This is a genomic window from Thermoplasma sp. (genome assembly GCF_023256435.1).
Taxonomy (GTDB): domain Archaea; phylum Thermoplasmatota; class Thermoplasmata; order Thermoplasmatales; family Thermoplasmataceae; genus Thermoplasma.
On record NZ_JAGDXM010000047.1, the window covers coordinates 1 to 24398 of the forward strand.

22 protein-coding genes are annotated in these 24398 nt (G+C 46.8%); 10 read left to right on the plus strand and 12 right to left on the minus strand.

Annotation, left to right across the window (positions count from 1 at the left end; genetic code table 11):
• Nucleotides 1–278 precede the first annotated feature (278 nt).
• Genes Q0C15_RS06110 through Q0C15_RS06125 form a run of 4 tightly spaced genes read right to left on the minus strand, consistent with a single transcriptional unit; the run spans nucleotide 279 to nucleotide 4883 of the window.
• A complete protein-coding gene (locus tag Q0C15_RS06110) occupies nucleotides 279–1463 on the minus strand; it encodes an aldehyde dehydrogenase family protein (RefSeq protein WP_297217363.1) in 1185 nt (394 codons plus the stop codon).
• 50 nt (nucleotides 1464–1513) lie between these two features.
• Nucleotides 1514–2971 carry an IMP dehydrogenase gene (gene guaB, locus Q0C15_RS06115; protein WP_297217365.1) on the minus strand — a complete coding sequence of 486 codons (1458 nt, stop codon included), beginning with the start codon at nucleotides 2969–2971 and terminating at the stop codon, nucleotides 1514–1516.
• A 56-nt stretch (nucleotides 2972–3027) separates the two neighbouring features.
• Nucleotides 3028–3789 carry a menaquinone biosynthetic enzyme MqnA/MqnD family protein gene (locus Q0C15_RS06120; protein ID WP_297217367.1) on the minus strand — a complete coding sequence of 254 codons (762 nt, stop codon included), beginning with the start codon at nucleotides 3787–3789 and terminating at the stop codon, nucleotides 3028–3030.
• Nucleotides 3786–4883: a radical SAM protein gene (locus Q0C15_RS06125; RefSeq protein ID WP_297217369.1), complete on the minus strand. Its 1098-nt coding sequence runs from the start codon at nucleotides 4881–4883 to the stop codon at nucleotides 3786–3788. Before Q0C15_RS06125 ends, Q0C15_RS06120 begins: the two co-directional genes overlap by 4 nt.
• A 169-nt stretch (nucleotides 4884–5052) precedes the next feature.
• Here Q0C15_RS06125 and Q0C15_RS06130 point away from each other — a divergent pair, with 169 nt between their 5' ends.
• The 3 genes from Q0C15_RS06130 to truD all read left to right on the plus strand — a co-directional run bounded on the left by Q0C15_RS06130 (nucleotide 5053) and on the right by truD (nucleotide 9214).
• Entirely contained in the window at nucleotides 5053–6750 is a 1698-nt protein-coding gene (locus Q0C15_RS06130; RefSeq protein WP_297217371.1) for a TIGR04190 family B12-binding domain/radical SAM domain protein, read from the plus strand.
• Nucleotides 6751–6801: 51 nt separating this feature from the next.
• A complete protein-coding gene (gene mqnC / locus Q0C15_RS06135) occupies nucleotides 6802–7899 on the plus strand; it encodes a cyclic dehypoxanthinyl futalosine synthase (protein ID WP_297217374.1) in 1098 nt (365 codons plus the stop codon).
• An 88-nt stretch (nucleotides 7900–7987) separates the two neighbouring features.
• A complete protein-coding gene (gene truD / locus Q0C15_RS06140; protein ID WP_297217376.1) occupies nucleotides 7988–9214 on the plus strand; it encodes a tRNA pseudouridine(13) synthase TruD in 1227 nt (408 codons plus the stop codon).
• Here the strand turns inward: truD and Q0C15_RS06145 are convergent.
• The 4 genes from Q0C15_RS06145 to Q0C15_RS06160 form a co-directional block, all read right to left on the minus strand.
• Nucleotides 9200–10579: a glycosyltransferase family 2 protein gene (locus tag Q0C15_RS06145; protein WP_297217377.1), complete on the minus strand. Its 1380-nt coding sequence runs from the start codon at nucleotides 10577–10579 to the stop codon at nucleotides 9200–9202. The genes truD and Q0C15_RS06145 overlap by 15 nt on opposite strands.
• 107 nt (nucleotides 10580–10686) lie before the next feature.
• Nucleotides 10687–11568 carry an electron transfer flavoprotein subunit alpha/FixB family protein gene (locus Q0C15_RS06150; RefSeq protein ID WP_297217379.1) on the minus strand — a complete coding sequence of 294 codons (882 nt, stop codon included), beginning with the start codon at nucleotides 11566–11568 and terminating at the stop codon, nucleotides 10687–10689.
• Nucleotides 11565–12302 (minus strand): electron transfer flavoprotein subunit beta/FixA family protein, encoded by a 738-nt coding sequence (locus Q0C15_RS06155; protein WP_297217382.1) that lies wholly within the window; start codon nucleotides 12300–12302, stop codon nucleotides 11565–11567. Before Q0C15_RS06155 ends, Q0C15_RS06150 begins: the two co-directional genes overlap by 4 nt.
• Nucleotides 12303–12346: 44 nt before the next feature.
• Entirely contained in the window at nucleotides 12347–13336 is a 990-nt protein-coding gene (locus tag Q0C15_RS06160; RefSeq protein ID WP_297217384.1) for an MFS transporter permease, read from the minus strand.
• A gap of 302 nt (nucleotides 13337–13638) precedes the next feature.
• Here Q0C15_RS06160 and Q0C15_RS06165 point away from each other — a divergent pair, with 302 nt between their 5' ends.
• Nucleotides 13639–14067, plus strand: coding sequence for a hypothetical protein (locus tag Q0C15_RS06165; RefSeq protein ID WP_297217386.1), 429 nt, complete (start codon nucleotides 13639–13641; stop codon nucleotides 14065–14067).
• A gap of 120 nt (nucleotides 14068–14187) precedes the next feature.
• On the opposite strand, the gene Q0C15_RS06170 is transcribed toward Q0C15_RS06165, so the two are convergent.
• Nucleotides 14188–15540 (minus strand): dihydrolipoyl dehydrogenase, encoded by a 1353-nt coding sequence (locus tag Q0C15_RS06170; RefSeq protein ID WP_297217388.1) that lies wholly within the window; start codon nucleotides 15538–15540, stop codon nucleotides 14188–14190.
• Between the two features lie 459 nt (nucleotides 15541–15999).
• On the opposite strand from Q0C15_RS06170, the gene Q0C15_RS06175 reads away from it, so the two are divergent.
• From Q0C15_RS06175 to Q0C15_RS06185, 3 genes are all read left to right on the plus strand, one after another.
• On the plus strand, nucleotides 16000–16836 hold the full coding sequence (locus tag Q0C15_RS06175) for a CBS domain-containing protein (RefSeq protein ID WP_297217390.1): 837 nt from the start codon (nucleotides 16000–16002) through the stop codon (nucleotides 16834–16836).
• Complete coding sequence (locus Q0C15_RS06180) at nucleotides 16833–18263, plus strand: glycine--tRNA ligase (RefSeq protein ID WP_297217392.1); 1431 nt, start codon at nucleotides 16833–16835, stop codon at nucleotides 18261–18263. The genes Q0C15_RS06175 and Q0C15_RS06180 overlap by 4 nt, the downstream gene beginning before the upstream one ends.
• A gap of 136 nt (nucleotides 18264–18399) precedes the next feature.
• Nucleotides 18400–19248: an SDR family oxidoreductase gene (locus Q0C15_RS06185; RefSeq protein ID WP_297217394.1), complete on the plus strand. Its 849-nt coding sequence runs from the start codon at nucleotides 18400–18402 to the stop codon at nucleotides 19246–19248.
• Nucleotide 19249: 1 nt separating this feature from the next.
• On the opposite strand, the gene sufD is transcribed toward Q0C15_RS06185, so the two are convergent.
• The 3 genes from sufD to sufC are packed head-to-tail and all read right to left on the minus strand — an operon-like array spanning nucleotide 19250 to nucleotide 22638.
• Nucleotides 19250–20455, minus strand: coding sequence for a Fe-S cluster assembly protein SufD (gene sufD / locus Q0C15_RS06190; protein ID WP_297217396.1), 1206 nt, complete (start codon nucleotides 20453–20455; stop codon nucleotides 19250–19252).
• Nucleotides 20452–21897, minus strand: coding sequence for a Fe-S cluster assembly protein SufB (gene sufB, locus Q0C15_RS06195; RefSeq protein WP_297217398.1), 1446 nt, complete (start codon nucleotides 21895–21897; stop codon nucleotides 20452–20454). The genes sufD and sufB overlap by 4 nt, the downstream gene beginning before the upstream one ends.
• On the minus strand, nucleotides 21898–22638 hold the full coding sequence (gene sufC / locus Q0C15_RS06200) for a Fe-S cluster assembly ATPase SufC (RefSeq protein WP_297217400.1): 741 nt from the start codon (nucleotides 22636–22638) through the stop codon (nucleotides 21898–21900).
• Between the two features lie 92 nt (nucleotides 22639–22730).
• On the opposite strand from sufC, the gene Q0C15_RS06205 reads away from it, so the two are divergent.
• The 3 genes from Q0C15_RS06205 (at nucleotide 22731) to Q0C15_RS06215 (ending at nucleotide 24307) form a co-directional block, all read left to right on the plus strand.
• On the plus strand, nucleotides 22731–23378 hold the full coding sequence (locus Q0C15_RS06205) for a metalloregulator ArsR/SmtB family transcription factor (RefSeq protein WP_297217402.1): 648 nt from the start codon (nucleotides 22731–22733) through the stop codon (nucleotides 23376–23378).
• A 10-nt stretch (nucleotides 23379–23388) separates the two neighbouring features.
• Nucleotides 23389–23691 (plus strand): metal-sulfur cluster assembly factor, encoded by a 303-nt coding sequence (locus Q0C15_RS06210; protein ID WP_297217404.1) that lies wholly within the window; start codon nucleotides 23389–23391, stop codon nucleotides 23689–23691.
• A gap of 61 nt (nucleotides 23692–23752) precedes the next feature.
• Nucleotides 23753–24307, plus strand: a complete 555-nt coding sequence (locus tag Q0C15_RS06215) for a TATA-box-binding protein (RefSeq protein WP_297026455.1) — start codon at nucleotides 23753–23755, stop codon at nucleotides 24305–24307.
• Nucleotides 24308–24398: the final 91 nt, after the last annotated feature.

The following is a 24398-nucleotide window of genomic DNA, read 5'->3' on the forward strand; positions in this document are numbered from 1 at the left end:
CGGACTTCACTCAATGGAAATACTCATAAATTGTTTTCCTATATTTTTTGCATCCTCTACGATAACCAAGTGGATGATGCTTTAGTAAAATCGCTGAGATCCGAATTCACGCCTGTGGTTATAGCGATATATGGCTTGTACAGATGTCCGGAAAGGCAGAGGTCTCTTCGCTGAAAGGAAGATCCGAAGCTTTAGCTTAGGAGTAGCTCACCATATCGATATAGTGGTGCCCTTTTTGCCATGCAAAGATAGATATGCTATGCGGAAAGACAAAAAAATCAGAGGAATATATCGCGTTTCGCGAAGGCAACGTTGGGGATATACGAAATATCGGGATACCGGTTCAAACCTATGTACCTCGATGTTGTTCTGTGGATCAGCATGCGAAACAGCATGGAATCAGAGCTGTAAAGTGCGAGAATGACCGGATCCATCTTCCCTGCAGCTGCGAGAGCATCTTCTATCGAATTGGCGCTTTGCACGATGTAAACGGGGGTGTATATCATGTCATCGAAATCGATCATATCTCCGTTTATCAATGATGGTGTGATGATATTGCCCTCCGGGCCCTTTGAGAACATCAGCGATCTTGATCTCCTTGCTTCCGCCATGATGTTGAGCGATCTTACGAGATCCAGATCCGAAGCGCATGGGCCAAGCTGCGTGCACATGTCACGAGGGTCTCCCGTTTTTATGGACGAGAGAAGTTCCTTCATCCTGTTCAGGAAATACTCGAAGATGTCCTCATGCACTATGATCTTTCTCAGAAATACGCTGTGCCTTTCGATCATGGAGTTTACAAGATCCTGAGCGGCAAAGTCCACATCTGCGTCCTTCCACACTATGGCCAGGGCCGGACCGCCCTGATCAAGGTAGATGCTGCCTGAATTATCCCGCATCTCTGGCTTCTTGTCTGTGGAGTAGCAGACTACAGGACAGCCCCGCGGAAGATCAGCTGAAGGATCGCCATCGATTATACTGAAAGAACCATTCGGCAGGCCAGAACCAGAAAAAGCCTTATAAACGAGATACGGAACAAGGAATGCATACCTATCCGGAATAACCGCCACGGGTATGCGGTTTGAGAGAAAGAAGAGAGCCGGTATGATGATCGAAGCGATTGGATCCTGGTAATCTGGATAGATTACGGAACATGACGGCAGTGCATAGAATGCTGGATCTGCAATGATTGACATCCTTCTCCCGGCTGACCAGGAGCGTTCTATTTCCAATTTCAGATATTTTACTGGCTTTCCGGTTGTAGAAGCTACCCTTGGAAGTATGGCGTCGCCGTTATCACGCAGGTACTGCAGTACCTTGTCAAAAGACGAAGATATCTGATCTGCGGACATGGATCTGAGAGAATCCGATGCAGATTCAATAACATCTGGTTTCATCTGCGGAATGCATGACTCCAGATACGCATCCTCGATCTCATCCGTGAAGCGGTTTCTGATTATCATATAGACCAGATCGCATAAAAAATCGATATAGTTATAACAAAAAGGTGTAATTAAGGATTGATGTTGGAGATCTGATAGTTTGGCGGCTCGCTTATCAGCCTTATATCATGGGGATGGCTCTCCCTGAGACCGTTATTGGTTATTCTCACGAACTTCCCGTTTCTCTTCAGATCTTCGATCGTTGCTGCACCCACGTATCCCATACCTGTGCGCAGGCCTCCGACAAGCTGGAACAGGACCTCATCCACACGGCCCCTGTAAGGCACCGCGCCCTCAACACCTTCAGCTATGAAACCGTTTCCAAGCTTGCTGTACCTGTCTGAGAGTCCTGTTGTCAGGGCACCTATGGACCCCATTCCCCTGTACGCCTTGTATTTCCTGCCGTTTATTATCATCTCCTGACCGGGGCTCTCCTCAGTTCCTGCAAGCATGGATCCAAGCATGACGGCGTCCGCTCCAGCAGCTATGGCCTTGACTATGTCTCCAGAATACCGTATGCCGCCATCTGCTATTACAGGAATCCCGCTCTCCTTAGCCACCTCTGCAACCTCTGATATTGCGGTGAGCTGTGGAACTCCGACTCCAGCTACTATCCTAGTCGTGCATATGGAACCTGGGCCAATGCCGACCCTGAGTCCATCCACCTCGCATGCTATGAGATCCTCAGCCGCCTGTGCTGTGGCGATATTTCCTGCAACTATATCCACTGAGATCTGCTTCTTCATGTTGCGGATTGAGGAGAGCACGTTTTCATTGTCCGCATGCGCCGTATCCACCACTATGAAATCAGCGCCAGCCTTTTCAACCTCAATGGCCCTGTCAATGTCGAACGGCCCAACAGCGGCACCAACCATGAGCTGTCCTTCGCTGTCCCTTGAGGCGTCTGGGAACTTCTGCCTCGTGATTATGTCCTTCGCCGTTATGAGCCCTACGAGGCGCCCAGATCTGTCAACGAGAGGGAGCTTCTCTATCCTGTTCTTGTGCAGTATCTCTATGGCCTCCTCTATGTCAACGTTCTCCGGCGCGGTTATCACGTCTTTTACCATCACGTCCGATACAGATGATCCCTTTTTGACAAACTCAAGATCCCTCTTGGTGACGATGCCCACAAGCTTGTCATCCTTGACAACCGGCAGGCCGGCTATGTTCCTCGTTGCCATCAGCGTCTTTGCAACCTCGATGGGCGTCTCCGGGCTTATGGTATAGACATCCCTTATTATGATGGTCTCTTCACGCTTCACGCGCTTGATCATCTCCACCTCCTTTTCTCTCGGTTGATTCCGATGTATGACGCCGATCGCACCGTATCTCGCCATGGCTATGGCCATAGCATCTTCAGTCACGGTATCCATTGGAGAACTTATTATCGGAACTTTGACGCTTATATGCCTGCTTATCCTGGATGAAACTACAACATTCTTTGGTTCCACGGATGTGCGCATTGGCAAAAGCAGAACATCATCAAAAGTGAATCCTTCTGTTATCTTCGTGAATTTTTCTCTATACATGCGAAAGGAAGTAAAAACCAATAAATAAATGTTGCCTGAGCTTATGTTAGACCATGTCAGCGGAACATGGAAGATGAGAGACCATCCCTAGCCCTTGATTCATAGGCTTTTTTTACGAACTCAATTGTTTCAGATACATGCATATCGTAATCGTAGAGTATAGTTCTGTAGTAATCTTCCGCCACAGTGCCTGGTATCTTCAGGCGATCAGCGAGGGATCTGGCACATTCCCTCTTGAATTCTGTGGATCTCACCACTGCGCTATCCAGCGCTGATGTATCTGGATCTTCCTCGATCCTCGAAACCGAGACAGCGTAAACTGGAGAAATGTGAAATATGCGTGCGAACGCACTGCCCACATCCATCAGTATGTTGATCCTCGTTCTGTATACGGCCAGGGCTTCATCACCATTCAGCAGTGCATATTCGGCAAGAGATAAAAGATCGTCGGCTTCCTTCCGATCGGAATGCACGAATTTATGATCTATTCCAAGCCTTGACAGCACGAGATCCAGATAGAGTTCGGTTGTTCTGGTATTGGACGTTATGGCAACTGTGATCTCCTTCTTCAGTCTGTTCGCCCTCGATATCAGAACCGTCGATATAGTCTTGTTCAGTGAGTGTATATTGGCAGTCTTCAGAAGGCGCAAACTCTCGGCGTTCTCCAGATAAGAGACCAAGGAGACCATGCCTATCTGAACGTCTCCAGACAGCACCAGATCAAGATTTTTGAATGGGTTATTGCGCACCACGATGGCCTTGTTTTCGAACCCCAGGTAAAGGGGATCGCTGTGAGCGAAGTCTATTATGGATATCATGCGTACGCCATTATGTTGTAGAACGTATCCCTTATGGCCGGTATCTTCCCAGCCTGCCTTATCAGGCGGTTGAGCTCCTCCGTTGTTGTAGGTGTTCTTCTGTCCGTCGCTCCAAAAACCTTCTCGCTGTACGCTGTGCCCACCAGATCGCTTCCGCCGCCGTTTATGGCTATCTGCGCAACAAGCTTTCCCAGAGCAACCCAGTAGACGCTTATGTTTCTTATGGCATCGCCCATGATGATCCTGGCAAGTGCTATGACCTTGAGATCCTTGTCCACCGGTGCCGGCCCCTTTACTCTGCCGGATCTGAGGAGAGCAGTGTTTTCAGGACTGAACTTCAAAGGAATGAATGATAGAAATCCCGGAACCTCCAGCTGGTTGTCTCTTATCTTTATCATATGATCGACGATATGATTCCATCCTTCGACGTGGCCATATGTCATAGTTGAATTGCCCTTGAGCCCCATGGAATGGATTATCTTTGCGTCCTCCAGCCACTTTTCTCCGGATATCTTTTCAGGCGTAGATACGATCTTCCTTATCTCCGGATCGAATATCTCGGCACCACCGCCGGTATGCGCGTTCATACCGGCTTCCATGAATCTTGAGACCGCTTCCCTTATACTATTCCCTGTCGTTCTAGCTATGAAATCTATCTCCGGTATAGTGAATGCCTTTATGGTGACATCTGGCACTATTGATCTTATCGTCCTGAACATGTCCTCATAGTATTCGATCGTAAGATCCGGATCAAAGCCACCGACTATGTGTATTTCCGTAACCTGCCTCTTCTTGGCCTCGTATGCCTCATGCATTATCATTTCCTTGTTCAGCTCATAGCCCTTCCCAAATCTCTTGTTTTTATAGGGTACATAAAAGGCACAGATTGGGCAGCTTGCCGTACAGTAATTTGTATAATTTATATTGTAGGAAACGGCATAGGTGACCGTTTCACCGACGTCTGTTTCGGTAAGTCTATTGGCTATCTTCATCAGGTCGAATAGATCCATGCCGGACAGTTCCATTGCTTCGTTGAAGGTTATGGGGGAGGATCTTGCCCTCTCGACCCAGTATTCAACATCGTAGGATATCATTTTATACTCATTGTCATTTGATATTTAAACTTGGAGCCAGCATTGCGAAAAGCTTCAGCAATGGGTGTGGGAGGTGCAAACTGGTTTTTTATTTGCCGTATTTAAGATTTTTGCGCGGTTCGCATCGACAAATGCTTAAATACGGCAGGAAAATGTCTTCGCGTGCCCTATGAATGCTGATGTTGTTTTTATCCACCCCCCCTCCATATATGATTTCAGGAAGAGGGATATAGATCCAGGGCCTATCAGCGACGTTGTCCCATCAACCCCAGTATTCGAGATGTATCCTGTTGGCTTTGTAAGCATGCTTAATTATCTGGTTCAGAACGGCTTCAATGCAAGAATAGCAAACGTGGCCGTCAGGATGGTGCAGTCCAGAAAGTTTGATCCGGTATCCTACATCAGGGATCTTGAAGCGCCAATATATGGCATAGATCTTCACTGGCTCCCACACGCACATGGGGCGCTCAATCTGGCAAGGATCGTGAAGAACCTGCATCCGAACTCATACGTTGTATTCGGCGGCTACTCCTCAACCTACTTCAGGAAGGAGATAATGAAGAACTATCCCTTCGTAGATTTTGTGCTGGCGGGCGATTTTCAGGAGTATGGCATATATAAGCTGGCTGAAACGCTGATCGAAGGTGGATCGCTGTCGGAAGTTCCCGGCCTTGTGCACAGGGAAAACGGCATGATAAAGGAGGAGAGGCCCTATGACTTCAGAAAGGGCCTTGAAAATGTCTTTTTCAACTACGAAGTTCTGCTTAAAAACGCAATAAAATATCACGACATCAAGGGCCATCTTCCCTATGCGGACTGGCTGCGCAACCCTGAAGGCTTCACCCTCATAGAGAGGGGTTGCCAGCTCAACTGCGGTTTCTGCGGAGGTTCGAACTTCTCATATAAGAATAACTTCGCGATGAATTACCAGTTTAGGGATCCATGCAGGGTTGTGGACGAGATAGAACTGTCCCAAGAGATACTTGGTTCCCCTGTCTTCGTTGTCGGGGATCTTGCGCTCGCCGGACCCAAGTACTATGAAAGGTTCTTTGCGTGCTTGAGGGATCGCAGAATTGACATACCGATACTCACTGAGTACTTCAAGCCCTTCAACGAGGATTATACCAAGGCGATCAGCAGGAGCGTGGTCGATTTTTCCATGGAGATATCACCGGAAACCTCAGATGAAAATATAAGAAACTGGAACAAGAGCGGATACAGCAATGAGGATCTCGAGAGATCCCTGAGGCTGGCGGAAAAATACGGATCAAAGAAATTTGATGTTTACTTTTCCATTGGATTATCGCATCAGGACTACGGCAATGTGATCGATACGGTGGAATATGCTGGTAAACTGATGAAGGACTTTCAGGGATCCAGAATGAAACTGAGCACCTTCATATCCCCCATAGCGCCATTTGTTGATCCCGGATCGCTCTGGTACGAGAAGTCCGATCTTTACGGCTTCAAGGTGTTCGCCAGAAGCTTGGCAGAGATATACCGCATACTTGACACCGGAAAGACATGGTATGATTTCCTTGATTATGAGACGCAGTGGATGAGCAGGGAGGACATAGTGAACGCAACCTATGACGCTGAGATAAGGATGACACAGCTGAGATACGATGTAGGCGACATAGACCGCGAAACAAGGGATACCATAATAAGAAATGTGCAGAACTACAGGCATGGAAATAACTACTGCAAGAGCAACAGGGTTGACAAACACCTTGCGTATATGAGCAAGGACATAGAGTGGTCCAACAAGCACAAGCCTACCCTTACCTCGCTTCTCATACTGCTTTATAGATCCTATGAGGAGGTCATAGGAGGCATGCGCATCCGCGGTTCAGGGGAGAATTCATGATGTTCAGGAAATGGGAGGCAAACGTTAATAACTATAGAAAAATAGTGTATCGTGTTAGTATCCAATTACATCTCATCAATCGAGAGAAAGGTTGAGAGTGGCGAGGATCTGGACGTAGATGATATCATTTTCATGTACGACGAAGCAGATGTTAACGATCTTGGCAAACTCGCAAGAAAGATAACAGAGAAGATAAGCGGCAACCGCGTGTCGTTCGTTTCAAATATAATACTCAATTATACGAACGTGTGCAATGTCAGGTGCAAATTCTGTGCTTTTTACAGAACAGGCAAGGAGCCTGATGCATACACGATGACACCCGATCAGGTTATAGAGGAGATCAGGAAGTATTATCCTCTGGGTATACGCCAGGTGCTCATACAGGGCGGAGTTAACCCCAATCTGGATCTTGATTATTATATTGAGGTGTTCAGGAGGATAAGGAAGGAGTTCCCGGATGTGGGTATAAACGGGCTGTCCACCGCAGAGATAAATTTCATCTCCAGAAAGGCGCGGATGAGCTATGAGGATACCATATCGATCTTGAGAGAAGCTGGCCTGGAGACAATACCCGGTGCAGGCGCCGAGATACTGGATGAAGACATCAGGGTGGCTCTTGGAAGGCCCGCCGGAAGCGGCAGGCAGTGGCTCGAGATCATGGAGACTGCACACAGGATCGGGGTCAGGACCTCGGCCACCATGGTGTATGGCCATATAGAAAAGAGCGTGAACAAGGCTCATCACCTCATAGCAATAAGGGATCTTCAGAAGAAGTATCATGGCTTCCTATCCTTCACAGCATGGAACATGGAACCTGATAATACTCAGCTGCAGAGAGAGGGTGTTCTCGATCACAGATCGCAGGCCGAGGACGTCATCAGGAATGTCGCCATATCAAGAATAGTGCTCAACTATCATCTTCCCATAATACAGAGCTCATGGCTCACCAACGGTGTGGAGATGGGGCAGCTTGCCATACTCTACGGATCCAACGATTGGGGCGGTACAATCTATGACGAACGCGTGATACCGGCAACGGGCAAGAACGTGGGCAACCTGCATAAGGAGATCATAATAAGAAGCATAAAGGATCTTGGCATGGTCCCTGTGGAGAGGGATAACCTGTACCGGCAGGTGCAGATTTATTGAGGCCCATTTCAATATGTTATCCTGAAACGAACGCTGTTTTGTCCTTTCGTTTCAATTAAAATGATCGAATCTGCTTAAACTCAGGTGTATGTTCAGTGGTGATCGTTCAGTGAATGACGGGCAACCGATAAGCATAAAGATGAAGCCGGAGGACTTTTTCGTCGAGGAGATCGCAGAGATCCCGAAAAACGAGAGAGGACGTTATCTGATAGTAAAAGCAGAGATAATCGACTGGGATACAAATAAGGTCGTGGAAGCCATGGCCTCTGCGCTTAGAATAAGCAGAAAGAGGATATCATATGCTGGAACGAAGGACAAGAGGGCAACGAAGATCCAGTATTTCTGCATAAATGCGCCGGTTGACGTTTCAGATCTGGCCTTCAACGGCTTCAGGATCCTAGAAACCTTCAGGAGCGATCACTATCTCAAGCTGGGTGATCTAACTGCCAACCATTTCAGAATAAGATTCCAGGGACCTGATGATAGCTGGATCATGGATCAGTATACGGACATGATGGAAAGAGGCGGCTTTCCAAACTATTTTGGCCAGCAGAGGTTTGGATCCAGGCGCAGCAACACCCATGACGTTGGGCGCCTCATAGTTATGGGGAGGTATGAGGATGCCGTGCGCCTGTATATCTATGATGAACGCTATGATACCGAGGACTACAGGAGGAAGTTCATAGATACTCTTGACTATGCTTCTGCACTTGAAGAGTTTCCCAGAACGCTGAAATTCGAGAGATCGCTGATAGGATACTACGCACAGCACCACAGCTTTGAAGGTGCTTTTGACGCGCTTCCGAAGAATCTGGCAATAATGTTTGTCCATGCCTATCAGTCTTATCTCTTCAACAAAATGCTGAGGGCAAGGATAGAGAGATATGGTCTCAATACGGCTATACCTGGGGATATTGCGTACCCGATTGACGCATATTTCAATCCAGATAAATCCAGGCCAATCGAGGTCAACGAGATCAATGTGAATCGGATAAACGAACTCATCAGATCGGATAAGATCAGAATAACTATTCCAATAATTGGATCTGAGGTCGGGCCTGACAGGAGCGAGTTCGGGGAGATAGAGACTAGGATTCTGGAAGAGGAGCATGTGGAAACGTATATGTTCAGAAACAGGGAATATCCACACCTTTCCTCAACAGGAGACAGGCGCATCGTCTCTGCCAAGCCAGTAAATTTCTCTGTCTCAGGCAACGTCATGGATTTCATTCTTGGGAGAGGGATATACGCAACTACATTGATATCTGAATTCGGGGATCTGATGGATCGCGGTGTATCGTCAGATTGGCTTTGATATTACCTCAAATGATCTTTCGTTCCGCAGGAAACCTATGAAGCCAAGAAGCCCACCGATTATCTCCAGAGGCGATATCACGAATATATAGAGAAAGACCAGTATGGCGTAATCGATTATGTTCTCCCTGTACAAGCCAGACACCTCCCTGTTGATACGAAGGCCGGATATGTAAAACCATATCCAGAAGGAGAGCGTGAAGGCCCACAGGAAAAGCACCTCTGGGTTTATGACCGCCATGTCTATTATGCCCATCATATGCAATATCATGAGCACGGGGACTACGTTCTGCACCACCATGCCCATCCAGAATATGATGCTGTATATCATGAAGGCCCTGTATCTAACGGGTATTCCACCGTAAAAACTCAGATTGGAAACATTCAGGAACCAGCGCTTCCTCTGCTTCAGCATGTCCCTCACCGTTGCCGGAGACGATCCATACGTTATGGCAGGCATAAATGCTGATCTCCCCGGATACAGATAGGCGAAGTTCAGGGCAAAGAAGCTGTCGTCAGCAATGGCCCTGTTGCCATTATCCCAGCCCACCGATTCCTCAATATCTGAACGTACCAGCATGTTCTCCCCATGCAGGCCGATCAACGGCATCTTCAGAACGTTGGTGAAGAAATAGAATCTGGTCAGATCGTCTGTAGGCCTCATGGAGTCCGCGTACTTCGTTATGAAGTTTCTCGTTAGGAAGTGCGGAAACGAGAGTATGCCCTGGGCCAGGTAGTATCTATCCCCATATCTCATAATATGCTCGGCAACCGCTGCAACGCTCTCTGGCCCTATTGATGTATCATCATCCAGATGATATATCCATATGTTTTTAGAGATGAGCCCCTGAGCCTTTAGATTCTCTATCGCGTACTGGTTTGCTCTGGATTTTGCCAGTGCGCCCTTCTTTGTACGGTATTCTCTGGGAACAACAGTTATTCTAATGCGTTCGTTTCCAGAATACTTCTTTTCAAGATAGGACCTGGCCTCCGAATTCTCCTCTATTACTATATTTATGAACCAGCTTCTCAAGTTGCGCGGCGCAGATGACATGATGGAATTTATAACTCTCTCCAGCGCATTCACAACATCCCATCTTGCTATTGAGGCGATCTGGAATATCACGGTTTCATCTATATGCCCGCTGAAATCTGAGAGCCTCACCTTTCTGCTCTTGAATGCTCCGGCAAGCGCGATAGCTATTATCGGCATGCCCATGATCCACAGAATCTCGATCGCGTACGTTATGGGGCTTGAAGAATCGGATATGAAAGTGAACCCAGCCGGTATCAATAAAACAAGTATGACAGGTATCTGCCAGAAGGTCAGCCCCATCTCAAAAGCGCCCTGCCTAAGGTTTTGCATTTGATGATGATCGTATGTAAGTTATATAATTTTTGGCAGATAGTTAGTGGAGCTGTAAAAATTGAAGGATAATAAATAGATCAAAAAATTTGCGTTATGAAGATATTTCACTGCTTCAGCTGTTCCAGTATTTTTGGAACCACTGTAAATATATCTCCGACAATGCCGTAATCGCACTCCTGAAAGATGGGTGCGTTCTTATCCTTATTGATGGCTATCACGGTCTTCGAATTTCTCATGCCTGCTATATGCTGTATCTGGCCTGATATTCCCAGAGCTATGTACACCTTTGGAGAGACCTTCTTTCCAGATAGGCCTACCTGCCTGTCTTCGCTGAGCCAGCCATAGTCCATGCATACAGGGCGAGATCCAGCTATTTCCCCGTTCAGGGCCTTGGCAAGCGGCTCCACCTTGGCTATATTTTCCTTGCTTCCTATGCCCCTGCCCACAGAAACTATCACCTTGGCATCCTCGAGCCTCACGCTGCCGCCGGCCTTGCTGGTAAATTTCGTGATCCTGATCCTGCTCTGTCCAACATCAAGGTCCTTCATCTGTGGCGTAGAACCGAGATCCCTGGCTTCTACGACGCCTGGCGCCACTGTGATTATCTTGGCGTCGCTTTCTTCCTCTATGACCGTCTTACCACCGAAGAAGAAGCGCTTTGTGTGCACCTTCTGCCCATTGATATCCAGATAGAATATCTCGGTAGCTGTATAGAAACCTGTCTTGAATGAGAGATATCCGGCGATCTCTCTTCCGATCTCTGTGGAACCTATGACCATGTAATCGTAGTCTTTGCTCATTTTCAGTATGCCCTCGGAGATGGCGTCAAAGGGGGTATCCTTCTTCACTCTGAAGAGGACGCCAGATCCGAGGCCCTTCGGATCGCCGTCGCCGATCAGAACCGAATCGAACTCCCCCTTTCCTGAGATCAGCGTATTTATCTGCCTGAGGAAATTTATATCATCCGAAAGAGTCAGAAATTTCATCTTACCTCCTCCTTAAGAACCTTTACTATCTCGGCAACACCCTCATCAACCTTTTCGAAAACCTTTCTCTTTCTCTCACTCTTAGGAGCGAGATTTGAAAGAACGCTAACTTTGCTGAACGAACCGTCAAACTTCTCTGTACGAATCGGTTTCCTTCCAGCAGCCATAATCTGCAGCACTGGTGGCAGCCGTGGCTCATTGATCTCCTGCGTTACCGAAACTACCACCGGCATCTCGGCCTCCATCTCGACATTTTCTGTCTCGCCAACCTGTGTTATCCGCACAACCTTTCCTTCGATATCTATCTTATTTGCATTGCCAAGAAGCGGTATCCCAAGGCCGGCCGATATCAGGCCAGGTAGCATGCCAGTGTAGGAATCCGCAGACTGATCGCCAAGTATCACAATATCAAACTGGATCTGCCTCAGGTACGTGAGAATAGCCTTTGCCGTAACCTGAGGGTTGCTTCCTTTGTATCCCGTTATGAGTATGCCCTCATCAACTCCCATGGCATATGATTCCTTCATAGCTGAAGTCCCTGCCTCAGTTCCGAAGATTATGCCTGTTACCTTGCCACCTTGCTTTTCCTTGATCCTCACCGCTGCTTCGATAGCATTCTTGCTGAGGTTCTCCAGCCTGTACGGGACACCTGTAAGAATTGGTTTTCCCTCGCTGTCTGTCTTCATCTGGTCTATGTCTATAATTTGTTTAATTAGAACAGCTACGTTTACCATCGTTCTGATATGATTCCGTAGCGTATATACGTTTTCCATCAACCTCAATTATTCGCTGTCTCGTATGTATCGCTGACCTTGAATATCCTGGGATTGGTTATAACTATGATCCCAATGACGAGTGCGAGGATTGCGAAACCCATGGCTACTAGGAAAAGCAGGTTTCCGCTTACGGCCCAGAGTATCGAACCCATTAGCGGAGATATGACCATTATCGGATTCCTGAAGAATGAAGTTATCTGTCTGAAATCAAAGGAAGCTGGAAACTGCGAGCTTAGAAAGCGGCCTGACCAGATGAATGCTGTGGGAAGCAGCGACAGGAATATGACGCCAGCAACAAACGCGGGTGGAGACATGAAGCTTATGAGCAGGAGCCCTGCGACAAGCACAAGATCCTTCGCAGGATAGAAGAATGGTATGGCCGGTATGTTTGACGATTCAAAAAGATATATCAGAAGAGCGCCGATGATTATCGCAATCGCAACGGCTATCATGACGGAAGAACGTGACATATGTGAGTTAAGGCCTGCTGATATTATAAACGGGAAAGATGCACCTATGGATATCCAGACGAATATCTCGTCCAGCGAAACTGCAAGAAGCAGAAGCTTCTTCTCAACAGTGTTTATCCTGTCCATTGCGTTGAACGGCCTGACGAAGACATGGAACAGATCTGCTGTCCTGAATTTTCCGGTTGGCCTCTTGAAGAAAATGAATACCGATACTAGACCTACCGCCAGCATTATTATTGCCATATAGGAATCTAGAACTGATATCTGGCCGGGGAATACTCCAGACGCTATCAAACCGATGAAACCACCAAGCCCGGCTCCGCCCATGAATATCCTCTGGTTAGCGCTGATTGAAACACTGTTCCTCACCGTGGAATTGTAAAATATCGTCAACGATATGACGAAGAGCACCACAGAAACTGAGAGTATCGGGATGGCCTGGGAGATGTAAACGAGTATGAAGGCAACAGCAACCATCAATATTGAAAGCGGAACGGTTATGGCATCCCCAGCCTTTTCCACATATTCTCTGGAGAGCGAGTTGAATATGAGATAAAATATAACCGCAACCGCAAAGAATACACCGAGGTAATAGGCCGGTATGGCACCCTCTTTCAGTATGAAGGTGAATGATCCGGCATACAGTGCCAGCGAAAAGAACGTAGCAACGACTATACCGAACCTTATGAAGAAAATGTTACGATCGTCCGTAGCTGTGCACCTTGTTCAGCATCATATAACCGTTATAAATATATTTCTACGTATTGTTCTTCTTTCTTAATGCATCGCCATAATGCTTAATACATGGCAAACGTTAAATGGTTATGCCCCTACTAGCGAGAACCGGAAGTCTCGCTGCTGGAACAGCAGCAGGTATCCTCTTTCTCATAGCTATGGTCACGGTTACTCCAGTTTCATGGTTCATATCTGGAATGATCGCCGGTATAGCCTCTAAAGGATCCGGCAGAGGAGCACTTGCAGCCCTCATATCATCGCTCATAACCGTATTCATAATGATCACGCTGACGATCGCCATGCCGACATCCTTGATGCAAGCAATCCAGAATTCAACCGGAAACAGCTTTATATATTCATTCGTCAGCTATTCAGTGCAGCAGATAAATTCACCAGTATCGCCGCTTGTGGGAAGGATAGCCATAGATTTTACCCTCTTTTCCATAGTTGGAGGTCTAGTTGGAGGATCGCTGTTCCGTAACAGCTTACGTATAGAGGAAATCGAGCAGAAGAAATGATTTCAGATAAATACATCAGACGTTATCAATGATCTTAACAGCGATATTGCCTAAGATGTTATTATCGCAAATGTATGACATATTTTGGTCCGCATTGATGTTGATCCTTACATGCCTGGATCAGTACAGTTTCCTTGCAGCTGAGTCCAGTCCTTCGAAGGTCATTGGATGCTGATGGGCCATCTCCGCCAGATCCCTCAGACTCAGGCCCTTTGAAACAGCAAGCGCTATTTCATTTATCACGTTTCCTGCATCGTTTCCGATGACGTATCCGCCGATTATCTTCATCCTCTTATCTGTGAATATTCTGATCTCTCCGTACATCTCGTTGTTTATCTGAGCCATGGAATCCTTCTCTATCTGGTAATCCGTCTCCATATATTCTATACCCATCTTTTCAGCCTGAGACGGGAGGATGCCAACGTATGCCATCTGCGGTATCGTATACACTGTGAATGGAACAGAGAGCGGATCGAAGTAGTCAATGGGAACATTGTTTGCCATTATGTTGTTTGCAGCAACCAGAGACTGACGTTTTGCCGCGTGGAAGAGCGGAGTTATACCGTTTACATCTCCGGTGGCATATATATTCTTTATGTTTGTCTGCATCGCCATGTTGACCTTTATCCCATGGCGATCGTACTCTATGCCGAGATCGTCTATTCCCTCAGGGAAAACTGGAGCCCTGCCCACAGCCATCAACACTGCATCAGCGTCCACGTATTTGATGTCATCTTTCTGCCCAAAATTCACCCTGTAGGCGTCGCCGTGTTTTTCTATGGATTGAACCGGCGATGATGTCTTTATGTTCATCTCAGGCAACAGTGGAAGCAACTTGTCCACCATAGATTTATCCATGTTGCTGAAGACCCTGTCCAGCATCTCTATAACGGTGACCTTCACTCCCATCAAAGACATGAACGATGCCGTCTCCATTCCTATGTATCCACCGCCAATTATTGCAATACTTTTGGGCAGATTCCGGATCTTCGCATTTAACCTATAGAGATCCGCGCTGGTCCATGCGAGATCAGAACCAGGTATCTTCGGTACAAACGTGTCTGAACCAGAGGCTATAATGATAGATCTGGCTCTGTAGCGTGTAGATCCGGTATCTGTTTTAACCTCTACCGTATTTTCATCTATCAGCCTAGCAGTGCCCTTCACTATTGTCAAACCTGCTTCCTTCAGTTCCTCGTCATGTTGTTTATAACGTATCTTTTGAACTTCATCCTTGTGATCCACGATCTTTCCGTATTCTATGGAGAGATCCTCAAAATGCTTCATCTTCGTTATTGTATGGACGGTCTCTATCACGGCCTTTGATGGGACGCAGCCCTCAGCCAGGCAGTTTCCTGACATCACACCCTTCTTGTCTATCATGAGAACGCTGTATCCTGATTTTTTCAATCTGAACGCAGCTGGATATGCAGCACCTCCGGCTCCGATTGTTATGACGTCATATTCTTCCATAATAGTATATCGCAAATGGGAATAAATTTCTTTATTGTGATGTTAAATCATAACTATGATAATACGATTCGAAGCTGAAATAAGTTTTGTATTCTGAAAAATGTGACAAGGTCTTCGCACTTCAGCAGCGGGATTCATAGAATTATGCTGGAAAACGTACATTGAACTGATTTTTATTTTCCGATGTGATGTTTCTTTATAGCCGGATAGTAATATTGTTTCATAGATTTGAAGCGTTTGGAATGCGGATCCGCGTAAAACATAATCTAAGTACGATACCTCCCAAAATGGATCTCGGCAGATTTCCAATAAATGGAAAGCTGAGATCGCATGGCTTATGAACACTATTCATTGCTGAACGAGAAGATACAATGATTCTGCTGATGATTGGCTCACATGAAGATCTGCTGGTTGTTCCTATGAAAACAATTTTATCCAAATTAACAATGCACCGGCATCATGAAAGTAGCCGATATAATGACACCCGACCCCATAACATATCACGTTCCAAGTTCTATAAATGAAGTAATAAAGGTGCTGATCAAATACAATGTCACCGGTGTGCCTATAACGGATCAGAATGGCTATTACGTTGGCTTTGTTAGCAGGAGAGATATATTTGCAAACCCAAGGGAAACACAGACTGCCATGGTCATGAGGAGATCGAAGGCGGTGTATGAGGATGACGAGGTCAGAATTGCCGCTCTGGAGATGCTAGCACAGAAGAAGAGGCATCTGACCGTCATTGATAGAGAGAACCATGTCAAGGGCATACTGACACCACAGAACTTCATGAAGACAATAAGGGAAAATTATGGAAACGTGAAGGTGAAGGAGGTCATGAAGGAAACCAGCGTGCCTATCTGGTATAAGACACCGCTTCCAGCCATACTCACCGTGATGAACGTTTCAGGAATATTCTCTTTCCCAGTGATAAATGACGATGGATCTTTTGTTGGCCTTCTTGTGGACAGAGATATATTCGACAGGATAGATCTGAAATTTGACTCCATACTTAGCGAGATGGGCATAGCAGACGATGAGGATCCCTGGTCATGGACAGGCTTGCGCAATGTATTCAAGTACGTTGTGGAGCGCGCGGATATAAAACTACCTAAAATATCGGCAGAGGAGATAATGGTCAAGAATCCAACGGTAGTATATGCAAACGATAAGCTATCCACTGCAGCCGATCTCATGATAAAGTATAACTACAACCAGCTTCCGGTGTTGGACGATTCTCACGGTATATATGGCATGCTGTATGATATTGAAATGCTTGGTGTGTTCCAATGAGCTTCGATGATGTTGTTGAACTAGCAAAGAGGAGAGGGTTCTTCTGGCCGTCTTTTATGATATACGGTGGATCTTCTGGGTTCTATGACTATGGCCCGCTGGGTACGCTTCTCAAGGACAATATAATAAACATATGGAAGAGGGAATACGCCAAGGAAGGGGCTATATTCCTGGATACTCCGGTGATATCACCTGCAGACGTGTTCAGGGCGTCTGGCCATCTGGAGAAATTCTCTGACATTGCGGTGAAATGCAGTAAATGCGGCACACCATACAAGCTGGAAAGCCTTCTGAAAAGCCTGGGCATAACAGAGATCGTGAAGACCGTTGATGAAGCTGTGGCCATTTTAGAAAAATATGATGTGAAATGCCCCAAATGCGGAGAGAAGCTAAGAAACCCATACGATTTCAATCTCATGTTCCGTATAGGCACCAATGACCTTTATCTGAGACCGGAAACAGCACAGGGCATATTCATCAACTTCAAGAATCTTTACAATTATGCCAGAAACGCAATGCCCATAATAGTGTGCCAGGTGGGTAAGGGTTTCAGAAATGAGATATCTCCGAGACAGGCATTAATAAGGATGAGAGAGTTTTCTCAGGCTGAGGTGGAGGTCTTCTATCTTGATGGAGATGATTTCCCAGTTCCAGAATCACATGCGGATCTGAGCCTGCTGAGGAATACCGGGGAATTACAGAAGGTGAAAGTTTCAGAAGCCTTCAAATCCGGCATAATAGGAAACAGAGTGATGGCCTACTTTCTCAACAAGACCTACGATATACTTTTGAAGCTTGGGTTCAAGCAGGACAGAATAAGGGCAAGAGAACATGATCCGGGCGAGAGGGCACACTATTCATCAGAGACATGGGACTTCGAATATCTCATGGACGGAGACTGGATAGAGATAGTTGGCGTATCAGACAGAGGCACTTACGATCTTGGAAGACACCAGCAGTTTTCCGGCGAAAATTTCCAGATCGATGGCAAGACACCAAAGGTAATAGAGCCTTCCTACGGTGTGGATCGCATACTCCTCACCGTCATGGACTCCTCATATTATAAACGGGATAACGGATACAAGGTTCTCAGACTTGATCCGCACATAGCCCCTGTGCATCTTGCGGTATTTCCACTGCAGAAAAAGGACGATCTGGACAGGATCGCCAGAGGTCTCTTCGATAGAATCCGATCAGTGGATCCCTTTGTCTTCTATGATGACGGCGGAAACATAGGCCGAAGATATGCAAGGCAGGATGAGATCGGCACTCCCTACTGCGTGACCATAGACTATCAGTCGAAGGAGGACGGCACTGTGACCATAAGGGAAAGGGACAGCACATCGCAGGTGAGGATATCCATGGATGAACTGATAGAGAGGGCGAAATACTTTCCCGATTCTTTCACGGAACTCTTTAAGCACTGACATACTCTATTCGCTGAAGGTCGGAGCTTTATTGCTAATTTTCCCGTAATGGTGCATTCGAAAGAATTCAAATTGATGCCGTACTATTTCGAATATTTTTCTATAAAATTAATATGGTTCTAAGCATCTTCATGCAATGTTCAGGCGCGATCTATTGAAGGGAAAGGTTGCCGTCATAACTGGCGGCGGCACGGGAATCGGCTTCAATATAGGCATGAGATATGGCGAGTTAGGCGCCGCTGTGGCCATATGCGGCCGCAGGGAGAATGTTCTCTCAGAGGCTGTATCCAAATTCAGGGATGCAGGGATCGATGCAGACTACCACGCCTGTGATATTCGTGACCCTGCAAAAGTCGCTGAGACCATCGATCATTTCATGGATCGCTTCGGGCACATAGATATACTTGTTAACAATGCAGCCGGCAATTTCATCTCACCAACTGAAAAGCTATCGCCGCATGCCTTCGATGCCGTGCTTGGCATAGTGCTGCACGGAACCATATACATGACGCTAGATCTTGGCAAACGCTGGATAAGCACAGGACATCGCGGAGTCGTTCTTGACATAGTGACCACCTATGCATGGACCGGATCTGGATATGTGGTGCCGTCAGCAGCAGCCAAGGCTGGTGTGCTCGCAGTCGTTCGATCTCTGGCCGTGGAGTGGGCGAAGTACGGTATAAGGCATGTTGCCATAGCACCAGGGCCATTCCCCACGGAAGCTACAAGGAAGAATCTGTTTCCAATACCAGATCTAGAGAGCCGCATCATAGAAAGAGTGCCGCTCAGAAGAGCCGGCAGGATGGACGAGATCGCTGATCTGGCCGCCTTTCTAGTATCCGATAATGCCGAATATCTGAATGGATCGGTCATAACGATAGACGGAGGCGAATGGCTGAAAGGCGCTGGCCAGTTCAACCATCTGGAAAACCTCACGGAAGAACAGTGGAAAATGATAAATGAAATATCAAGGAGGAAGGATTGATTCAGAGGCCGGAAAACCTCACGACTGCCTCCTTTATCCTTTCGTCTGATCCCTCCACGACGTGTTCCGTGAAACCCTCCACTATCATATTCTTTGCCGTCTCCTCATCGATTCCCCTAGATCTGAGATAGAATAGTGACTGATCATCGATGTTGCTTATGGCAGACGCATGCTTCGATCTCACATCGTTGTTGTTGATAAGAAGCGCAGGCTTCGTATTTGCAAAGGCCTCCTTTGACAGGAGGAGTATCCTCGTGTCGTAGTAGCCCTCTGCATGCCTTGCCATCTCCCTGATGTCTATATTCCCGCGCTGCATCGTGAGGCTCCTATCCCTAACTATGCCTCTTATGTATATGTCCGCAACCGTATGCGTACCTATCTGTATCGTGTTGTCCCTCAGATCCATCTGCTGGAGCGACCTGGTGAAGCTGACACCTCTCACCTGGTAGTTTGTGCCGTTTCCATACTGATACGATTCCGTGACTATTATGGATCTGTCGTATCCATTTTCGGCATGGTATATCCTCGCAGATGAATAATCATCCATGAACGTCCTTATGAACTGAAGACCTATCACGGTCTTTGGCCTATCCTGCACCTGATTGTACTCTATAGTTGAATTCTTTCCAAGGAAGATATATGTGTTGTCTCCCTGATATCCATTCCCCGTACCGCTGCCGGATATCCTCCGGAAGATCTTCAGATGTGATCCCTCATCGGCCACTATCATGTTCTTTTCGGCGAAGGATGAAGTTGACGAGGCATAATCCTCAATATCGATTGAAACTGACATACCCTTCGGAACATAGATGAAGAGACCGTCATGGAAGCCTGCGTTTATGAGAAATTCATATCGATCGTAAACATATTCCTTTCCCGCGTAATCATACAGTATCGAGGCATGTTTCTCCTCTGCTTCCCTCATGGATGATACGATGATGCCCCTGTCGTTGTATACGTACACATGGCCATTAACTATAGCCACGTCTTCGCTCCCCTTTCTGTAATCGCCGTTGCCTTCTTCTTGCCTACCGAGCACCATCTTTTCGACGTAATCATCGGCAAATTCAACGTACCTCATCCTGGTAGGGCTTTCCTTCCAGATCTGAGGGGGGGTCTTCATGAATTGTATGAAATTCTCCTGCCTGTATTCATGGAGGCGGTCGTATCCCCTCTCGTTTATCATGTCCCTTATCTGCTCGATCATCCTACAGCACCCATCTTGCTCATTTCAAGTTTTACAAGCCTGTTCATTTCCACAGCAAACTCCATCGGGATCTCCTTCATCACGTCGTCCAGGAAACCGAGCACTATCAGTGAGCTCGCCTCATCCTCAGAAAGCCCCCTGGATCTCAGGTACGTGAGCTCCTCTGTACCGATCTTTCCTACCGTTGCCTCATGCGTGAAGTTTGCCGTTGGCTCATATATCTCATCGTGCGGCATGGTGTACGACACAGATTCATCATTGATCAGCAGTGCATCGCACTGCACGTGGCTCTTTGCGTTGACGGCATCCTTGTTGATCCTGACCAGCCCGCGATAGATTGACTTGCCGTCACCAAGCGATACACTTTTGGCTATTATCTTTGAGCTCGTGTTGGGAGCCATGTGTATGGCCTTTGCTCCCGTGTCCTTTACAGTCCCTGGGCCGGCCAGTGCTATATTGAGGTTGGACGTTGTGGCATTCCTGCCCCTCAGGTATGATGACGGGTATATCATCGTGACCTTGGATCCGAGCGATCCTCCAACCCATTCCATGTTTCCATTCTCCTCAACCCAGGCACGCTTCGTTGGCATGTTGTAAACACTGTTCGACCAGTTTTGTACGCTGGTGTATCGTCCATGGGCATTCTTCATCACGTAGTACTCCACGATCGCGGCATGCAGCGAATCCTTCGAATAGATCGGCGCTGTGCAGCCCTCGAGGTAATGAACGCTTGATCCCTCGTCGGCTACTACTATGGTGTGCTCAAACTGGCCTGTGGCCTCGCCGTTTATCCGGAAATAGGTTTGAAGCGGCATGTCAACGTGCACACCTCTTGGGACATATAGAAATGCACCGCCGCTCCACACCGCAACATTTAGCGCGGCAAACTTGTTATCGCTGGGAGGAACCGCCTTTGCGAAATACTCCTTCACCAGATCAGGATACCGCTTGAGCGCTGAATCCAGATCCATGAAGACCACGCCCTTATCCTCCCATTCCTTCTTGAGGCTGTTGTATATACCTTCGCTGTCGTACTGCGCAATCGAACCAGCGAGATATTTCCTCTCCATCTCTGGCACGCCCAGCTTCTCAAAGGTATCCTTTATCTCCTTCGGCACCTCGTCCCAATTTGTGGCCTTAACCTCATCAGGACTGCTGTAGTAGGTCATGTTCTCCCAGTCTATACCGGACAGATCCGGTCCCCATGTGGGGACAGGCTTCGACATGAATATCTCGTAAGCATGAAGCCTTATGCGTCTCATCCAGTCCGGCTCTTTCTTTATCTCGGATATCTCCTCAATAACCTGCCTGCTCAGCCCCTTTCCTGTAGAATAAACAGGGTTTATGTTATCATGGAAACCGTAGTCCAGGGCGCCGTTCGATTTCAGATCATTTATAAGTCTGTCTATCTCCTCATCCTTATTAACATACGTTGACTCCATTTATGCCACCTCCTTCAACCAGTCATAACCATTCTCTTCTATCTTATCGGATAGCGTTCTATCGCCGTCCATGGCGATTGTGCCGTTCACCAGCACATGCACAAAGTGCGGCTCAATATCCTTCAGTATCCTCTGATAATGTGTTATTATAAGATATCCCACATCCTTGCTGAAGTACTTCTTCAGCTGTTCTGCAACCATTCTGAGAGCATCAACATCGAGTCCAGAATCGATCTCATCCAGCACTATCATCTTGGGCTTCAGGATGAGCATCTGAAGTATCTCGAAGCGCTTACGCTCTCCGCCGGAAAAACCGTCGTTTACAGATCTCGATATGAAACTCTCGTCTAGACCCACCGTCTTCATGGCCTCCTTTATCCTCTTGTTGAAGTCCGCTATGACGATCTTCTCATCTGGATGAAGATGGCTGTAGGCTATCCTCAGAAAGGTGGATATCCTGACGCCTTCAACGGCAACCGGACTCTGGAACGCAAGAAACAGGCCAGCCCTAGCTCTCTCCTCCGGAGTGGCATACGTTATATCTTTTCCGTCAAGTATTATCTGGCCACCGGTGATCTTGTAATCCGGATGACCTATGAGCACGTTGCCCAGGGTGCTTTTGCCCGCACCGTTTGGGCCCATAAGTGCGTGTATTTCACCGCCGCCTATCCTCAGATTGACGTTCTTCAGAATGGGCTTATCTTCAACTGATGCTGAAAGGTTTTTGATCTCTAGTATCATAAGCTATCATAGGATTATAACTTGATACTATTTAAACACTTTTTTGTGTCTAAATTGACTAAATTTAAATAATCATTACGCATTACTTATCTATGATATATGAGGACATCCTGGGCACAACGAAGACCACTATACTGGAGAGCTTGAACGTCCAGGACAGGAGCATTGATGATCTTTCAAACCTTCTCAAGATCAATAAAACCGCTGTTAAAGAGCATCTGGAATACCTGGAAATGCGCGGTTATGTGACATCCTATTTTCAGAGCGGTGGTGCAGGAAGGCCAAAGAAGTATTATAAACTTACAGAGAAGGGCATATCGCTGTTCCCTAAAAAATACATAGACTTTGCAAAGCTGCTGCTGGACGAAACGGAAAGAGTTGTCGGTACGCAGAGAATGAACGAGATACTCGAGAGAATTGCGTCTAGAATGATCTCCGATACAGGTTGGCTTGCCGAAGACCTGCATGACAAGCCAAGAGAGGAGAAGATAAAGAAGATCCAGGAATACGTATCGATGCTCAACATACTTGGATACAACGCAACGCTCGACATATACAGTGACAGGGTTATTATATCAAGGCATAACTGCATATTCTACGATCTGGCGAAGACTAACAACAGGATCATATGCAATTCACTCGGAAAGGATCTCATAGTGCAGTCTCTGAATGCCGACTTCGAAATAACTGAGAAGATAAGCAGCGGCTCTAGTAAGTGTGTGATAGAGGTGAAGTTGTGAGGTGTTATGAATGGTGACCAAAGATGATGTTCTCGAAGCACTCAAGAATGTTGCAGATCCTGAGATAGGCTATGACGTTGTAAACCTGGGGCTTGTCTACGATATACAGATAAATGGAAACCGCGTGTATGTGAAGATGACGATGACCGCGCCAACATGCCCCGTTACCCCATGGATACTGAGCGAGGCGCAGCGCGTGGTTGAGGAGCTGCCTGGAGTCGAGGCCTGCGATATAGAGCTCGTCTGGGATCCTCCATGGAATCCAAAGATGATGAGCGACGAGGCAAAACAGGCACTCAACATAGACTATTGAATTTGATCTTCTTTTCCTCATACCTTTAAATACTATTTAAATATAAACCATCTGATAACTCATGAGTGAGAGAGAGAAGATCACCATAGAAAATATAGTGGCATCGACATCACTTGCAGAGCATCTGGATCTGAGCAGGATCGCGCTTGCGCTGGATGGATCAGAATACGAACCTGAACAGTTCCCTGGGCTGATTTACAGGCTTCAGGAACCAAAGACCGCTGTTCTAATATTCAGAAGCGGAAAGGTCAACTGCACCGGTGCAAAGAACATTGAGGACGTAAAGAGGACTATAAGGATAATTATAGATAAGCTGAAGGCTGCAGACATAGAAGTTTATGACGATCCTGAGATAATAGTTCAGAACATAGTGGCCGTGTATGATCTGGAATCTGAACTGAACCTCACCGATATAGCAATGTCCCTCGGCCTTGAAAACGTAGAATACGAACCTGAACAGTTCCCTGGGCTTGTTTACAGAGTTGAGGAACCGAGAGTTGTACTGCTGCTCTTCGGTTCGGGAAAGGTCGTATGCACAGGGGCCAAGGAGGAAAGCGAGATAGAACAGGCGGTCATAAAGGTTAAGAAGGAACTGCAGAAAGTTGGTCTGATCTGATCTCTTCTGCCTTCTGTGCAATTTTAAGCATCAAGAAAAATATATTTTATATATGATATTTGAAAAATTGAGAATACGGCGCAGCGGATAG

Coding starts and splice junctions, on each gene's coding strand:
- Q0C15_RS06110 (WP_297217363.1), bottom strand. CDS start 1,463: ATGATAATCAGAAACCGCTTCACGGATGAGATCGAGGATGCGTATCTG.
- guaB (WP_297217365.1), bottom strand. CDS start 2,971: ATGTATAGAGAAAAATTCACGAAGATAACAGAAGGATTCACTTTTGAT.
- Q0C15_RS06120 (WP_297217367.1), bottom strand. CDS start 3,789: ATGATATCCATAATAGACTTCGCTCACAGCGATCCCCTTTACCTGGGG.
- Q0C15_RS06125 (WP_297217369.1), bottom strand. CDS start 4,883: ATGATATCCTACGATGTTGAATACTGGGTCGAGAGGGCAAGATCCTCC.
- Q0C15_RS06130 (WP_297217371.1), top strand. CDS start 5,053: ATGAATGCTGATGTTGTTTTTATCCACCCCCCCTCCATATATGATTTC.
- truD (WP_297217376.1), top strand. CDS start 7,988: ATGTTCAGTGGTGATCGTTCAGTGAATGACGGGCAACCGATAAGCATA.
- Q0C15_RS06145 (WP_297217377.1), bottom strand. CDS start 10,579: ATGCAAAACCTTAGGCAGGGCGCTTTTGAGATGGGGCTGACCTTCTGG.
- Q0C15_RS06150 (WP_297217379.1), bottom strand. CDS start 11,568: ATGAAATTTCTGACTCTTTCGGATGATATAAATTTCCTCAGGCAGATA.
- Q0C15_RS06155 (WP_297217382.1), bottom strand. CDS start 12,302: ATGGTAAACGTAGCTGTTCTAATTAAACAAATTATAGACATAGACCAG.
- Q0C15_RS06165 (WP_297217386.1), top strand. CDS start 13,639: ATGCCCCTACTAGCGAGAACCGGAAGTCTCGCTGCTGGAACAGCAGCA.
- Q0C15_RS06170 (WP_297217388.1), bottom strand. CDS start 15,540: ATGGAAGAATATGACGTCATAACAATCGGAGCCGGAGGTGCTGCATAT.
- Q0C15_RS06175 (WP_297217390.1), top strand. CDS start 16,000: ATGAAAGTAGCCGATATAATGACACCCGACCCCATAACATATCACGTT.
- Q0C15_RS06180 (WP_297217392.1), top strand. CDS start 16,833: ATGAGCTTCGATGATGTTGTTGAACTAGCAAAGAGGAGAGGGTTCTTC.
- Q0C15_RS06185 (WP_297217394.1), top strand. CDS start 18,400: ATGTTCAGGCGCGATCTATTGAAGGGAAAGGTTGCCGTCATAACTGGC.
- sufD (WP_297217396.1), bottom strand. CDS start 20,455: ATGATCGAGCAGATAAGGGACATGATAAACGAGAGGGGATACGACCGC.
- sufB (WP_297217398.1), bottom strand. CDS start 21,897: ATGGAGTCAACGTATGTTAATAAGGATGAGGAGATAGACAGACTTATA.
- sufC (WP_297217400.1), bottom strand. CDS start 22,638: ATGATACTAGAGATCAAAAACCTTTCAGCATCAGTTGAAGATAAGCCC.
- Q0C15_RS06205 (WP_297217402.1), top strand. CDS start 22,731: ATGATATATGAGGACATCCTGGGCACAACGAAGACCACTATACTGGAG.
- Q0C15_RS06210 (WP_297217404.1), top strand. CDS start 23,389: ATGGTGACCAAAGATGATGTTCTCGAAGCACTCAAGAATGTTGCAGAT.
- Q0C15_RS06215 (WP_297026455.1), top strand. CDS start 23,753: ATGAGTGAGAGAGAGAAGATCACCATAGAAAATATAGTGGCATCGACA.